We start from the raw sequence: 14,698 nt of genomic DNA, 5'->3' as shown, positions 1-14,698 counted from the left end.
CGCCCACCCACCCTGTTGGAGCCCCGATGTCCCGATCGCCCCGCCGGGCGCTGGCCGCCCTGTGCGCCGCCACCGCGCTCGCCGTCACCGCCCCGCTCGCCGCCGCCACCCCGGCCGCCGCCACCGCGTCCACCGGGTCCACCGGGTCCACCGCCGTCACCGCGTCCACCCACTACCGCGGGACCCTGCCGGACGGCGCGACCTGGATCGCCGACAAGCCCGCCCGGTGGAACGGCGTCCTGCTGCTGTTCAGCCACGGTTTCGGCGCGCTCACCGCCGCCAACGCCCCCTCCGACGCGGTCAAGGACCGGCTCCTCGCCGAGGGCTACGCCCTGGCCGGTTCCTCCTACGACCCGAACGGGTCGACCTGGGCGCTGGAGTCCGCCGAGCGGGACCAGTTCGCCACCGTCACCGCGTTCGGCGACACCGCGGGCAGGCCCACCCACGTGGTCTCCGTCGGGCTCTCGATGGGCGGCCTGGTCAACGCCCAGATCGCCCGCGACGGCGCCGGGCGGATCGACGGCGCGCTGAACCTGTGCGGACTCGTCGCGGGCGGCGTCGACCTGGAGGACTACCAGCTCGACGCCGAGTACGCCCTGGCCTGGTTCTTCGACCGCGCCGACCTGCCGAACCTGGTCGACCTGCCCGACCCGGCCGCCGCCTCCGCACTGGCCCAGCGGCTCTCCGCCGCCGTCGACGCCGCCCAGCAGACCCCCGCCGGACGGGCCAGGATCTCCCTCGCCGCCGCCTACCTCAACCAGTCGGCCTGGGCCCCGGGCCAGGCCCCGCCCGCTCCCACCGACTACGCCGACCAGGAGCGCCAGCAGTACCAGTGGCTCCAGCAGGGCCTGCTGTACTTCATCGTCCCCGGCCGCTACGCCGTCGAGCAGTCCGCGGGCGGCAACCCCTCCTCCACCAGGGGCGTCGACTACACCGACCTGCTCGACAAGTCCTGGCACGCCGACGAGGTCCGCGCCCTGTACGCCGCGGCGGGCCTCGACCTGGAGGCCGACACCGCCGCGCTCACCGCGCACGCCGACATCACCGGCTCCGCCGCCGCCCGGGCGGACCTGAACGCCAGCTCCACCGTCGCCTCGCTCGGCGTCCCGATGCTGTCCCTCCACACCACCTCCGACCAGCTCGTCCCCGTCGAGCAGGAGAACGCCTACGCGGCCCGGATCCGGGCCGCGGGCGACAACGGCCTGCTGCGGCAGGCCTTCGTCGCCCGGCAGGGGCACTGCAACTTCACCACCGCCGAGATCGTGGCCGGTCTGCACGCCCTGGAGCAGCGCCTGGTCACCGGCTCCTGGCGCAACGCCGCCACCCCCGAGTCGCTGCAGGAGCGCGCCACCGCGCTCGACCTGGGCGGCGCCGCCTTCGTCGACTGGAAGCCCTCCCGGCTGAGCGGCGTGCGCTGAGCCCCGCCCCCCGAAGGCCGACGGCCGGGCACGGAGGACCGTGCCCGGCCGTCGGCGTGACGGCGGGTCAGACGAAGCGCCAGAGGTGGTCGGCGGTGCCGTTGTCGTCCCAGAGGACGACCTGGGCGCCCTGCGCGGTGGACGCCCCGGCGACGCCGAGCACGCGGCCGCTGGCTGCGGACTGCAGGCGGAAGGTGTCGCCGCCGCCGTGCCGCAGGCGCCACCGGTGGTCGGCGGTCCCGTTGTCGGCCCACTGGACGATCCGGGTGCCGTTGGCCGTGCCGCCGCCCTCCACGGCGAGGACCTTGCCGCTGTGGGAGTTCCGCAGCCGCAGGTACCCGCCGGAGTCGACCACCGCGGTCCACAGGTGGTCGGCGGTGCCGTTGTCGCCCCACTGGACCACCAGGCCGCCGTCCGCGGTCGACATGCCCGACACCCCGAGCAGCAGCCCGCTGGCCACGTTCCGGATCCGCCGGGTGCCGGTCGGGAGGAACCACCACCGGCTGGTGGCCGCGGAGGTGTCCGGGGCCTGCACGGCGAAGGCGCCCTGCGCGGTGGAGCCGCCCGCGATGCCGAGCAGCTTGCCGCTGTTGGCGTTGCGCAGGCCGTGCGAGCCGTCGGCCGTCGCCACGACCGTCCACCGGTGGTCGGCGGTGCCGTTGTCCGACCACTGCAGAACGGGGGCGCCGTCGGCCGTGGACATGTCCTGCACGCCCAGCACCTTGCCGCTGTTGGCGTTGCGCAGGCGCAGCGCGGTGCCGTCGACCAGCAGCTCCCAGTCGTGGTCGGCGGTGCCGCTGTCGGCCCACTGCAGGGCGCGCCCCCCGTCCGCGGTGGACATGTCCTGCACGCCCAGCACCAGCCCGCTGCCCGCGTCGAGCAGGCGGAACCCGGAGGTGCTCCGGGTGCTCCAGTAGACGGTGTAGTTGAAGCCCTGCGCGTCGTGGAACGGGCCGAGGCCGACGGGCGAGCCGTTGGCGGTCGCGGTGAAGGAGAGGCCCGTGCTGCCGTTGCGGGTGATCGAGGCCGGGTCCAGGACGGGGAGCGCGGCGAGGGCGGTGCTGCCGTAGTTGCCGCACAGCACGACCGGGCCGTAGGTGACCGCGGCGACGTTCGGGTCGTCGTTGGCGGCCGCGAGCGCGACGCGCATCGGCAGTTTGACGGTCACCGTGTCGCCGGAGGCCCAGGCGCGGGTGAGGACGGCGTAACTGCCGGGCGTGGCGGTGACGTTCTGCACGGCGCCGTTGACGCTCACGGTGGCCCCGGACGTCCAGCCCGGGATACGGACGCGCATCGACCAGGTGTCGCCGGTGCTGCCGGTCAGCTTGATCGTGGTGGTGTCCTCGGCGGGGTAGGAGGTGGTCTGGGTGACCGTGAGGCCGCGCTCGGCCCAGGTGAGGACGGTGGGCACGAACAGGTTCACGATCAGCGTGGTGCCGTCGTGGAAGTAGACCGAGTCCGCCAGTTTGGTGTTGGACTCCACGCCGGTGCCCTGGCAGCACCAGAACGAGTCGTAGTCGGTGCTCCAGGTGCCGCCGCCCCAGGCCGGGCCGACGCCGCGCCGCCCGCCGGGCTTCAGCGGGGTGAAGTAGGTGACGTGCCCGTGCGGGTCGGCGGGGTTCTGCGCGCCGACCACGTGGTTGAGCAGGGCGCGTTCGTAGAAGTCGAAGTACGCGGCCCGGGCGGGGTCCAACTGCCACAGCTCGCGGGTGAGTTTGAGCATGTTGTACGAGTTGCACAGCTCGCAGTTGTCGTTGGTCAGCTGGGAGGCGATCGCGTTCGGGGCGCGGAAGTGCTCCGCCTGGCTGTTCCCGCCGATGGCGTAGCTGTGCGCGGTGGTGCAGAAGCTCCAGGCGTTGGCGGCGATGTCGTGGTAGCGGGCGGTCCCGGTGGCCAGGTACTCGCGCACGGCGCCGATCCACTTCGGCACCTGGGTGTTGGCGTGCAGGCCGTTCAGCTGGTCCTGGCCGGCGGCCAGCGGGTCGAACACCGCGGCGTGGTCGAAGCGCTGGGCGACCGCCAGCCAGCGCGCGTCCCCGGTCCGCAGGTGGAGGTCGGCCAGCACCTCGTTCATGCCGCCGAACTCGGTTCCCAGCAGCGCCTGCATCTGGCCCTGCGTCAGCCGGGCGGTGCGCCGGTCGACCCAGTCGGCCAGGGCCAGCAGGACGTCCCGGGCCTGGGTGCTGTCCATCAGGCGCCACACGTCGAGCAGGCCGGCCATGGTCTTGTGGACGCAGTAGTACGGGACGTTGCCGTTCTTGAGCGTCCCGGCCTCCAACTGGGCGAAGTCGCTCTCCGGGAAGCCCGAGAGGTACCCGGCGGAGAATCCCGCCGCGGCGTCGTTGGCCTGGCACTTGGCCAGCTCGGCGACCGCGTACGCGGCCTTGTCCCGGCAGACGGTGTCGCCCGTTCCGGCGTACGCCTGGGCCCACGCGCTGAGGAAGTGCCCCTGCACGTGCGTCCGGAACGGGAACGCCGGGGCGTCCCAACCTCCGTTCGCGGCGGCGGCGTTGGTGGACAGCCGGTGGTTCGCGCGGAAGTTGTACAGCAGGCGGTCGACGTCGACGAAGCGCAGGTACGCCAGCGTGCGGTCCTGGTTCTCGCGCAGCCGTCCGGCGGTGAGCCGGACCCGGCCGAGGTCGAACGGCTGGGTCGGGGAGCCGGCGGCCGCCGCGCCCGCCGGGGCCGCCGGGGCCGCCGGGGCGAGCGCGACGGTCGGGGCGAGGGCGAGGACGCCGGTCGCCTTGAGCAGGCTGCGGCGGTTGGGGGAGGAGAGCGACATCGCGGGATCTGGTCCTTCCGGGTGGGGAGGAGTCCGAGGGGATGTTAGCGCTAACAAGAATTGGTTATATCCCCCGCCGCCGGGGCCGGTCCAGAGGTACGACCGCACGGACTCGGCCGCGGCCGCCCGCCGCCCCGGCCGCGGCCGCCCGTCGCTCAGGCGCGGTGCGCCGGCCCGGCGCTGCGGCGCAGCACCATCTCGGGGGCGATCTGCACCCGGGTGATCGGGTGGTCGGTGCCGCCGAGTTCGGCCACCAGCAGTTCCAGGGCGCGGCGGCCGAGCTCGCCGAAGTCCTGCCGGACGGTGGTGAGCGGCGGGATGAAGTAGGCGGCCTCCGGGATGTCGTCGAAGCCGACCACGCTGATGTCGCCCGGCACCGGGCGGCCGCTCTCGTGCAGGGCGCGCAGCAGCCCGAGGGCCATGTGGTCGTTGGCGCAGAAGACGGCGCTGACGTCGGCCAGCCCGGCGATCCGCTGCCCGGCCTCGTAGCCGGAGCGGGCGCTCCAGTCACCGACCGCCACGGCCGGTACCCGGGCCCCGGCGGCCTCCAGGGTGCGGCGCCAGCCCTCCTGGCGGTCCTGGCTCTCCAACCAGCCGGACGGCCCGGCCAGGTGGTGGACGGTGCGGTGGCCGAGGTCGAGCAGCTGCCGGGTGGCGGCCTCCGCGCCGGAGCGGTTGTCGACCGTGACGGTCGGGATGCTGGAGCGGGCGCCGGAGCCGACCGCGACCACCGGCACCGAGCTGGAGACCTTGGCGACCGCGCTGACGGCCGAGGTCTGCGGCGCGACCACCACGACCCCTTCGACGCCCTGGTCGCGGAGCCGGTCGACGGCCTCCTGGACGGAGCGGGCGTCCAGCGAGCGCAGGCTGGCGACGCTGACGAAGTACCCGGCGCTGCGGGCGGCGCGCTCGATGCCGTCCAGCATCGAGGCGGGCCCGTACAGGGTGGACTCGAAGCTGACCACGCCGAGGGTCTGCGAGCGGCGGGTGACCAGGGCGCGGGCCGCCGAGTTGGGCCGGTAGTCGAGCTCCCGGATGGCGGCGAGCACCCGGTCCCGGGTGCCGGGGCGGACGTGCGGGGCGCCGTTGAGGACCCGTGACACCGTCTGGTGGGACACCCCCGCCAGTTTCGCGACGTCCGCCATCACGGGCTGTCGCGCCTCCGGCCCGGCCGTTTCGGTCCCCAACGTTCCACTCCCTCGCCGACCGCGGACGTGCGCCGGGCGGCCGGTCAGCCCCGTGCGGTGCGGGGAGAGCGGTGGTGACGTCACGCGGCGGTGCTCCGGACAGGGTACCCGCCCCGCCTGTTAGCGCTCACAATCCGGGGTGGGCCGACCCGTGACACGGAGGAAAGCACCGGTGCGGCGGGGGTGTCAAGGAGGGGGCGCGGCCCGCGGCGGACCTCCCCATGGGCGGGCCGAGGGCCGGTCAAGATTGGGTAACGGGCGGTGACTTGGGTTGTCCATCGTGATTGTGAGCGCTAACAATCTCCCTCAAGCGAAACGGCGCCGCCACACCGCGTTCACCCGGACGAGACGGAGCACCTTCCCCGGTCGCGCCCCGATCCGGTCGTCTCGCCCCCTTGCACCCCCCGCATCCCCCTGCACCCCCGTGAGCGCCGGCCGGCCCCGCCGTCCGTGCGATCGACGATCCGAGAGGAAGTCCCCCATGTCCAAGAGAGCCGTTGCCGCGGCCGCACTCGTCGGCGCCATGATCATCGGCCTCACCGCCTGCTCCTCGGGCAGCGGCTCCTCCGACGGCAAGAAGTCGGACGGCAAGCTGACCATCGGCTTCGCCCAGGTCGGCGCGGAGAGCGGTTGGCGCACCGCCAACACCAAGTCGATCCAGGACGCGGCGAAGAAGGCGGGCGTCACCCTCAAGTTCTCCGACGCGCAGCAGAAGCAGGAGAACCAGATCAAGGCGATCCGCTCGTTCATCCAGCAGAAGGTCGACGTGATCGCCTTCTCGCCGGTGGTCGAGTCGGGCTGGGACACCGTCCTCAAGGAGGCCAAGGCCGCGCACATCCCGGTCATCCTGACCGACCGCGCGGTGGACTCCAAGGACGAGTCGCTGTACGTCTCCTTCCTCGGCTCCGACTTCGTCGAGGAGGGCAAGAAGGCCGGCGACTGGCTGGTCAAGGAGTACGCGTCCGGCAGCGGCGACGTGAACATCGTCCAGCTGGAGGGCACCACCGGCTCCGCGCCCGCCAACGACCGCAAGTCCGGCTTCGCGGACGCCATCAAGGGCGACCCGAAGTTCAAGATCGTCGCCTCGCAGACCGGCGACTTCACCCGCGCCAAGGGCAAGGAGGTCATGCAGGCCTTCCTGAAGTCCCAGCCGAAGATCGACGTGCTGTACGCGCACAACGACGACATGGCGCTCGGCGCGATCCAGGCGATCGAGGAGGCGGGCAAGAAGCCCGGCACCGACATCAAGATCGTCTCGGTGGACGGGGTCAAGGACGCCTTCACCGCGATGAGCCAGGGCAAGATCAACTTCGATGTCGAGTGCAACCCGCTGCTCGGCGACCAGCTGATGGAACTGGCCAAGAAGGTCAAGGCGGGCGAGAGCGTGCCGCGGCGGATCCAGACCGAGGAGGGCACCTTCACCCCCGAGCAGGCCACCGCGGCCCTCCCCAGCCGCCAGTACTGACCCGCCCCGCCGTGCCGGGCCGCCCGCGGGCGGCCCGGCACGGGAGACACGAGAGGAGAACCGGGGTGCGGCAGCAACCGGTCCTGGAAGTCCGGGGGATCCGCAAGGAGTTCCCCGGGGTGGTGGCGCTGGACGGGGTCGACTTCCGGCTCTTCCCCGGCGAGGTGCACGCCCTGATGGGGGAGAACGGCGCCGGGAAGTCCACGCTGATCAAGGTGCTCACCGGCGTCCACCCGTCGGACGGCGGCGAGGTCGTGCTGGCCGGCGAACGGGTGCGGATCGCCGGGCCGCTGCAGGCCCAGCAGGCCGGCATCAGCACGGTCTACCAGGAGGTGAACCTCTGCCCGAACCTGTCGGTCGCGGAGAACATCTTCATCGGACGCGAACCCCGCCGCTTCGGCCTGATCGACTGGCCGGCGATGCGCCGCCGGGCCGCCGAACTCGTCCGCGAACTGGAACTCGACGTCGACGTCAGCGCCCCGCTGAACAGCTACTCCATCGCCGTCCAGCAGCTGGTGGCGATCGTCCGCGCCGTCGACGTCTCCGCCAAGGTCCTGATCCTGGACGAGCCGACCTCCAGCCTGGACCGCGACGAGGTCCGCCAACTCTTCGCCGTCATGCGGCGGTTGCGCGACCAGGGCGTGGCGATCCTGTTCGTCTCGCACTTCCTCGACCAGGTCTACGAGATCTGCGACCGGATGACCGTGCTGCGCAACGGCCGCCTGGAGGGCGAGTACCTGACCAGCGAACTCGGCCAGGTCGAACTCGTCTCCCGGATGATCGGCGCCGAACTCGCCGGACTCGACCAGCTCGGCGGCGGCAAGCGGCGCGAACGCACCGCCCCCACCGGCCCCGCGTTCCTCCAGGCCGACCGGCTGGCCCGGCGCGGCGCCGTCGAACCGTACGACCTCGACATCCGGCCCGGCGAAGTGATCGGCCTGGCCGGGCTGCTCGGCTCCGGACGGACCGAGGCCGCCCGGCTGCTGTTCGGCGCCGACCAGAGCGACGGCGGCACCCTGCGGATCGAGGGCACCGTGACCGCGCTGCGCAGCCCGCGCGACGCGATCGCCCGCGGCATCGCGTTCTGCTCGGAGAACCGCAAGACCGAGGGCCTGGTCGGCGAGCTCACCGTCCGCGAGAACATCGTCCTCGCGCTCCAGGCCGCCCGCGGCTGGACCCGCCCGCTCTCCCGCACCGCCCAGGACGCCTACGCGCTGAAGTGGATCCGCGCCCTGGACATCCGCCCCGGCAACCCCGAGGCGCTGGTGCGCAACCTCAGCGGCGGCAACCAGCAGAAGGTGCTGCTCGCCCGCTGGCTGATCACCGACCCCAAGCTGCTGATCCTCGACGAACCCACCCGCGGCATCGACATCGGCGCCAAGGCCGAGATCCAGAAGCTGGTGGCGAACCTCGCCGAGGAGGGCATGGCGGTGCTGTTCATCTCCGCCGAACTGGAGGAGGTGCTGCGGCTCAGCCACCGGGTCGGCGTGCTGCGCGACCACCGGATGGTCGCCCAGCTCGACAACGACGGCGGGCTCACCCCCGAGCGCGTCATGGCCACCATCGCAAGCGGAGCCCACGCATGATGAGTACGGCAGCAGCGGCGAGCCCGGTGAAGGCGGTGACCCGGTCCCGGCTGTTCTGGCCCGCCGTGGTGCTGGCCGTGCTGCTGGCCGCCAACCTCGCCTTCACCCCCGACTTCTTCGCCGTCCGCCTCCAGGGCGGCCACCTCTACGGCTCCCTGATCGACATCCTGCACTTCGGCGCCCCGCTGATCCTGGTCTCCCTCGGCATGACCCTGGTGATCGCCACCGGCGGCATCGACCTCTCGGTCGGCTCCACCGTCGCCATCTCCGGCGCCCTGGCCTGCCTGCACATCAGCGAGTCCACCGACCCGGGCAGCCTCGCCACCGTGCTGACCGCCGCCGGCATCGCGCTCGGCACCGCGCTGCTGCTCGGCGCCGTCAACGGGCTGCTGGTCGCCAAGGTCGGCGTCCAGCCGATCATCGCCACCCTGATCCTGATGGTCGCCGGACGCGGCGTGGCCCAGCTGATCACCGACGGCCAGATCATCACCGTCACCAGCGACCCGTACAAGCTGATCGGCGGCGGCTACTGGCTGACCATGCCGTTCGCGATCCTGCTCAGCGCCCTGGTGGTGCTGGCCACCGTGCTGCTGACCCGCTCCACCGCGCTCGGCCTGCTGCTGGAGTCCGTCGGCGGCAACCCGGTCGCCAGCCGGCTGGTCGGCATCCGGGCGATGCGGCTGGTCGCCCTGGTGTACGTGTTCAGCGCGCTGTGCGCGGCGCTGGCCGGGCTGATGGTCTCCTCCAACGTCTCGGCCGCCGACGGCAACAACGCCGGACTGTGGATCGAACTCGACGCCATCCTCGCGGTCGTGCTCGGCGGGACCTCGCTCAACGGCGGCCGGTTCTCGATCGGCGGCACCGTCCTGGGCGCGCTCATCATCCAGACCCTCTCCACCACCGTCTACACCATCGGCATCCCGCCGGAGACCACCCTGGTGTTCAAGGCGTTCGTGGTCATCGTGGTCTGCCTGATCCAGTCGCCCGCCTTCCGCGCCAAGCTCGCCGCCCGCGGCGCCCGGGCCCGGCGCACCGCCCGGCCGCACGCCGCGGCCCCCACCACCAACCGGGAGGTCGGCGCATGAACGCCCACGCCCTGCTGACCCGCCTGCGCGGCCAGGTCCCGCTCCTGGTCACCGCGGTCCTGCTGGTGTCGATGTTCAGCGTCGGCTCGGTGCAGTACGACGGCTTCTTCTCCGGGCAGGTCGTGCTCAACCTGCTGATCGACAACGCCTTCCTGCTGGTCGTCGCGGTCGGCATGACCTTCGTCGTGCTCACCGGCGGCATCGACCTGTCGGTCGGCGCGGTGGTGGCGCTGTCCACCATGGTCTCCGCCTGGCTGGTCGAACAGCACGGCTGGCCGCCGCTGCTGGTCATCCCGCTGGTCCTGCTGATGGGCACCGCGGGCGGCTGGCTGATGGGCTGGATCATCCACGTCTTCGAGATCCAGCCGTTCATCGTCACCCTGGCCGGCATGTTCCTGGCCCGCGGCCTGTGCTACACCATCAGCGTCGAGTCGATCTCCATCACCGACCCGCAGTACACCGCCATGGCGCAGACCCGGATCCCGCTCGGCGACCTGTTCGTCTCGCCCAGCGCCCTGATCGCCCTGCTGGTGGTCGCCGCCGGGTTCGTGGTCCTGCACTACACCCGGCTCGGCCGCAACGTGTACGCGCTCGGCGGCAGCGAGCAGTCCGCGCTGCTGATGGGCCTGCCGGTGCAGCGCACCAAGACCACCGTGTACGCGATCAGCGGCTTCTGCTCCGCGCTCGGCGGCGTCCTGCTCACCTTCTACATGCTGTCCGGCTACGGCCTGCACGCGGTGGGCCTGGAACTCGACGCGATCGCCGCGGTCGTCATCGGTGGCACCCTGCTGACCGGCGGCTCCGGCTACCTGCTCGGCACCCTGCTCGGCGTGCTGGTGCTCGGCCTGATCCAGACCGTCATCAGCTTCCAGGGCACCCTCAGCTCCTGGTGGACCCGGATCGTCATCGGCGCCCTGCTGTTCGTCTTCATCGTCCTGCAGCGCCTGATCACCGCCCGCCGCCGCTGACCGCCGCCCGCCGGACCCCGCCGCCTGCGCCGCGGAGCCCGGCGGGCGCCGCCCCGACCCCGCCGGACCGTCCGGCCCCCCGCTTCGCCGGGCGGCCCGCGCGGCCCCGTCCGCCCTCCCGACGGGCGACGACGGGACACGGTCGGCCGCCGGCCCGCAACGACGCGGAGAGCGCCGGCGGCCGCCGACCCCACCGTCCACGCCCCCACCCCACGCCAAGGAAGAGACAGTGAGCTTGACTCCCCAGCACGACCGGGCCGACGAGCCGGAGAGCTACGTCGTCGGCATCGACTTCGGCACCCTGTCGGGGCGCGCGGTGGTGGTCCGGGTGCGGGACGGCGAGGAGCTCGGCACCGCCGTGCACGCCTACCCGCACGCCGTGATCGAGGACCGCCTGCCCGGCACCGGCCGCCGCCTGCCCCCCGACTGGGCGCTGCAGCACCCGGAGGACTGGCGGGAGGTGCTGCGGGTCGCGGTGCCGCAGGCGCTGGCCGCGTCCGGGGTCGATCCGGCCGCGGTGGTCGGCATCGCCACCGACTTCACCGCCTGCACGGTGCTGCCGGCCCTGGCCGACGGCACCCCGCTGGCGGAGGTGCCCGAGTGGGCCGGACGCCCGCACGCGTGGCCGAAGCTGTGGAAGCACCACGCGGCGCAGGGGCAGGCGGACCGGATCAACGCGCTGGCGCACGCCCGCGGTGAGAAGTGGATCGGCCGCTACGGGGGGAAGATCTCCGCGGAGTGGCAGTTCGCGAAGGCGCTGCAGGTGCTGGAGGAGGACCCGGAGCTCTACGCGGCGTGCGAGCGCTGGATCGAGGCCGCCGACTGGATCGTCTGGCAGCTGGCCGGCGCCGAGTCCCGCAACACCTGCACCGCCGGGTACAAGGGGATCTTCCAGGACGGCGGCTACCCGTCCGAGGAGTACCTGGCCGCCCTGCACCCCGGCTTCGCGGACTTCGCCCGCACCAAGCTGGAGCACCCCGACGGCCTGGCGCCGCTGGGCTCGCGGGTGGGCTCGCTGACCGCGCAGGCCGCCGCCTGGACGGGCCTGCCCGAGGGCATCGCGGTCGCCGCCGGGAACGTCGACGCGCACGTGGCCGCGCCCGCCGCGCAGGCCGTCGACAACGGCAAGCTGCTGGCCATCATGGGCACCTCCACCTGCCACGTCGTCAACGGCCCGGCCCTGGCGGACGTCCCCGGGATCTGCGGGGTCGTGGACGGCGGGATCGCCGAGGGCGCCTTCGGCTACGAGGCCGGGCAGTCCGCGGTCGGGGACATCTTCGCCTGGTGGCTGCGCCAGGGCCTGCCCGCCGACTACCTCGCCGAGGCCGAGGCCAACGGCGAGGACGCCCACCAGCTGCTGACCCGCAAGGCCGCCGCCCAGCGGGTGGGCGCGCACGGCCTGGTCGCGCTGGACTGGATGAACGGCAACCGCTCCACCCTGGTCGACCACCACCTCTCCGGCGTCATCGCGGGCCTGACCCTGGCCACCCGCCCCGAGGACGTCTACCGCGCCCTGCTGGAGGCCACCGCCTACGGCACCCGCACCATCGTCGAAGCGCTGGAGACGGGCGGCGTCCCGGTCACCGAGTTCGTCGTCACCGGCGGGTTGAAGAAGAACGCCCTGCTGATGCAGATCTACGCGGACGTGCTGCGCCGCCCGGTCTCGCTGGCGGTCTCCGAGCAGGGCCCGGCCCTCGGCTCGGCGATCCACGCCGCCGTCGCCGCCGGGGCCTACCCGCACGTGCGGGCCGCCGCCGCCGCGATGGGCCGCGTCCAGCGCCACGCCTACCTGCCCGACCAGGACCGCGCCGACGCCTACGACGCCCTGTACGCCGAGTACCGCCTGCTGCACGAGCACTTCGGCACCGGGCCCGACCTGCTGCTGCACCGCCTGCGCGCCATCCGCAACACCGCCCTCAGCCACGACAGCGAGGAATGAACATGACCTCCCCGATCGAACTGATCCGCCGCCAGGTCTGCGAGCTGCACCGGGAACTGGTCCGCTACCAGCTGGTGGTGTGGACGGCGGGCAACGTCTCCGCCCGCGTCCCCGGCGAGGACCTGATGGTGATCAAGCCCAGCGGTGTCGACTACGACGAGCTGACGCCCGAGAACATGATCCTGTGCGACCTGGACGGCAACGTCGTCGAGGGCGAGCACGCGCCCTCGTCCGACACGGCCGCGCACGCCTACGTCTACCGCCACCGCCCCGACGTCGGGGGAGTGGTGCACACCCACTCCACCTACGCCAGCGCCTGGGCCGCCCGCGGCGAGGCGGTGCCGTGCGTGCTGACCGCGATGGCCGACGAGTTCGGCGCCGAGATCCCCGTCGGGCCGTTCGCGCTGATCGGCGACGACTCGATCGGCCGCGGCATCGTCGAGACCCTCGACGGGCACCGCTCCCCGGCGGTGCTGATGAAGAGCCACGGCGTGTTCACCATCGGCAAGGACGCCCGCGCCGCCGTCAAGGCCGCCGTGATGTGCGAGGACGTCGCCCGCACCGTGCACGTCTCCCGCCAGCTCGGCGAGCCGCTGCCGATCGCCCAGGCCGACATCGACCGCCTCAACTACCGCTACCAGAACGTCTACGGCCAGCAGCCCGCTGCCCGCTGAAGGAGAAACCCCCGATGAGCGAAGTGTTCCTCAACCGCGAGATCTGGTTCCTCACCGGCAGCCAGGGCCTCTACGGCCCCGAGACCTTGCAGCAGGTCGCCGAGCAGTCCCAGCAGGTCGCCAACCAGCTCGCCCGCACCGGCCTGCCGGTGCGGATCATCTGGAAGCCGGTGCTGACCGACGCGGGCGCGATCCGCCGGGTCTGCCTGGAGGCCAACGCCGACGACGCCTGCGTCGGACTGATCGCCTGGATGCACACCTTCTCACCCGCGAAGATGTGGATCGCCGGCCTGGACGCGCTGCGCAAGCCGCTGCTGCACCTGCACACCCAGGCCAACCGCGACCTGCCGTGGTCGACCATCGACATGGACTTCATGAACCTGAACCAGGCCGCCCACGGCGACCGCGAGTTCGGCTACATCCAGTCCCGCCTGGGCGTCACCCGCAAGACCGTCGCCGGCCACGCCAGCGACCCCGTCGTCGCCGAGCGCATCGCCACCTGGGCCCGGTCGGCCGCCGCCCGCGCCGACCTCGCCACCCTCAAGCTGGCCCGCTTCGGCGACAACATGCGCGACGTCGCCGTCACCGAGGGCGACAAGGTCGAGGCCCAGCTGCGCCTGGGCGTCTCCGTCAACACCTACGGCGTCAACGACCTGGTCGCCGCCGTCGACCACGCCGCCGACGCGGACGTGGACAAGCTGGTCAAGGACTACGAGGAGCTCTACCGCCTGGCCCCCGAACTGCGGGCGGGCGGCGAGCGGCACGCATCGCTGCGCTACGCCGCCCGGATCGAACTCGGCCTGCGCGGCTTCCTGACCGAGGGCGGCTTCGGCGCCTTCACCACCAACTTCGAGGACCTCGGCGGCCTGCGCCAACTCCCCGGCCTCGCCGTGCAGCGCCTGATGGCCGACGGCTACGGCTTCGGCGGCGAGGGCGACTGGAAGACCTCCGTCCTGCTGCGCACCCTCAAGACCGCCGCCACCGGCCTGGAGGGCGGCACCTCCTTCATGGAGGACTACACCTACCACCTGGAGCCCGGGCGGGAGTTGATCCTCGGCGCGCACATGCTGGAGGTCTGCCCCACCATCGCCGCCGCCACCCCCACCTGCGAGATCCACCCGCTGGGCATCGGCGGCCGCGAGGACCCCGTCCGCCTGGTCTTCGACGCCGCCCCCGGCCCCGCCGTGGTCGTCGGCATGGCCGACCTGGGCGAGCGCTTCCGCCTGGTCGCCAACGAGATCGACGTCGTCGAGCCCGACGAGCCGCTGCCCAACCTGCCCGTCGCCCGGGCCGTCTGGGCCCCGCGCCCCAACCTGCGCACCTCCACCGAGGCCTGGCTGACCGCGGGCGCCCCGCACCACACCGTCCTCACCCGGGCACTCACCGCCGAGCACCTCGACGACCTCGCCGAGATGCTCGACGTCGAACTCGTCCTCATCGACGCCGACACCACCATGCGCACCTTCACCCGCGAACTGCGCTGGAACCAGGCCTACCACCGCCTCGCCCAGCGCCTCTGACCGTCCGTCATCCGCGCAACGACGACGCCCGCCCGCCCGCGGGCGTCGTCCCCGTCCCCGTCCCCGTCCCCCTC

Annotated in this window: 10 protein-coding genes; 8 read left to right on the top strand and 2 right to left on the bottom strand. The window is 72.8% G+C overall.

Going from position 1 to position 14,698, the window contains the following annotated elements; genetic code table 11:
- The first annotated feature begins 26 nt into the window (after window positions 1–26).
- Window positions 27–1,418: an alpha/beta fold hydrolase gene (locus tag OO57_RS34220; protein WP_033256666.1), complete on the top strand. Its 1,392-nt coding sequence runs from the start codon at window positions 27–29 to the stop codon at window positions 1,416–1,418.
- A 67-nt stretch (window positions 1,419–1,485) separates the two neighbouring features.
- Here OO57_RS34220 and OO57_RS34215 read toward each other — a convergent pair whose 3' ends face one another.
- Complete coding sequence (locus OO57_RS34215; RefSeq protein ID WP_033256665.1) at window positions 1,486–4,200, bottom strand: beta-L-arabinofuranosidase domain-containing protein; 2,715 nt, start codon at window positions 4,198–4,200, stop codon at window positions 1,486–1,488.
- 155 nt (window positions 4,201–4,355) lie between these two features.
- Window positions 4,356–5,387, bottom strand: coding sequence for a LacI family DNA-binding transcriptional regulator (locus OO57_RS34210; protein ID WP_033256664.1), 1,032 nt, complete (start codon window positions 5,385–5,387; stop codon window positions 4,356–4,358).
- A 481-nt stretch (window positions 5,388–5,868) separates the two neighbouring features.
- Between OO57_RS34210 and OO57_RS34205 the strand changes: the two genes are divergently transcribed.
- From OO57_RS34205 to araA, 7 genes are all read left to right on the top strand, one after another.
- Complete coding sequence (locus OO57_RS34205) at window positions 5,869–6,852, top strand: ABC transporter substrate-binding protein (RefSeq protein WP_033256663.1); 984 nt, start codon at window positions 5,869–5,871, stop codon at window positions 6,850–6,852.
- A 65-nt stretch (window positions 6,853–6,917) separates the two neighbouring features.
- Window positions 6,918–8,438, top strand: coding sequence for a sugar ABC transporter ATP-binding protein (locus tag OO57_RS34200; RefSeq protein WP_033256662.1), 1,521 nt, complete (start codon window positions 6,918–6,920; stop codon window positions 8,436–8,438).
- Entirely contained in the window at window positions 8,435–9,523 is a 1,089-nt protein-coding gene (locus OO57_RS34195; protein ID WP_081974165.1) for an ABC transporter permease, read from the top strand. The genes OO57_RS34200 and OO57_RS34195 overlap by 4 nt, the downstream gene beginning before the upstream one ends.
- A complete protein-coding gene (yjfF, locus tag OO57_RS34190; protein WP_081974164.1) occupies window positions 9,520–10,491 on the top strand; it encodes a galactofuranose ABC transporter, permease protein YjfF in 972 nt (323 codons plus the stop codon). Before OO57_RS34195 ends, yjfF begins: the two co-directional genes overlap by 4 nt.
- Window positions 10,492–10,726: 235 nt before the next feature.
- The gene (locus OO57_RS34185) at window positions 10,727–12,430 is read left to right on the top strand and encodes a ribulokinase (protein ID WP_051778617.1); all 1,704 of its coding nucleotides are present in this window, start codon (window positions 10,727–10,729) and stop codon (window positions 12,428–12,430) included.
- A 2-nt stretch (window positions 12,431–12,432) separates the two neighbouring features.
- Window positions 12,433–13,104: an L-ribulose-5-phosphate 4-epimerase gene (locus OO57_RS34180; RefSeq protein ID WP_033256660.1), complete on the top strand. Its 672-nt coding sequence runs from the start codon at window positions 12,433–12,435 to the stop codon at window positions 13,102–13,104.
- Window positions 13,105–13,118: 14 nt separating this feature from the next.
- Entirely contained in the window at window positions 13,119–14,624 is a 1,506-nt protein-coding gene (gene araA, locus OO57_RS34175; protein ID WP_033256659.1) for an L-arabinose isomerase, read from the top strand.
- The last annotated feature ends 74 nt before the right edge of the window (window positions 14,625–14,698 follow it).

This window comes from Kitasatospora phosalacinea, assembly GCF_000717185.1.
GTDB lineage: Bacteria > Actinomycetota > Actinomycetes > Streptomycetales > Streptomycetaceae > Kitasatospora > Kitasatospora phosalacinea_A.
Note: the sequence above shows the minus strand (reverse complement) of the source record. Positions and strands in the feature narration are given on the sequence as shown.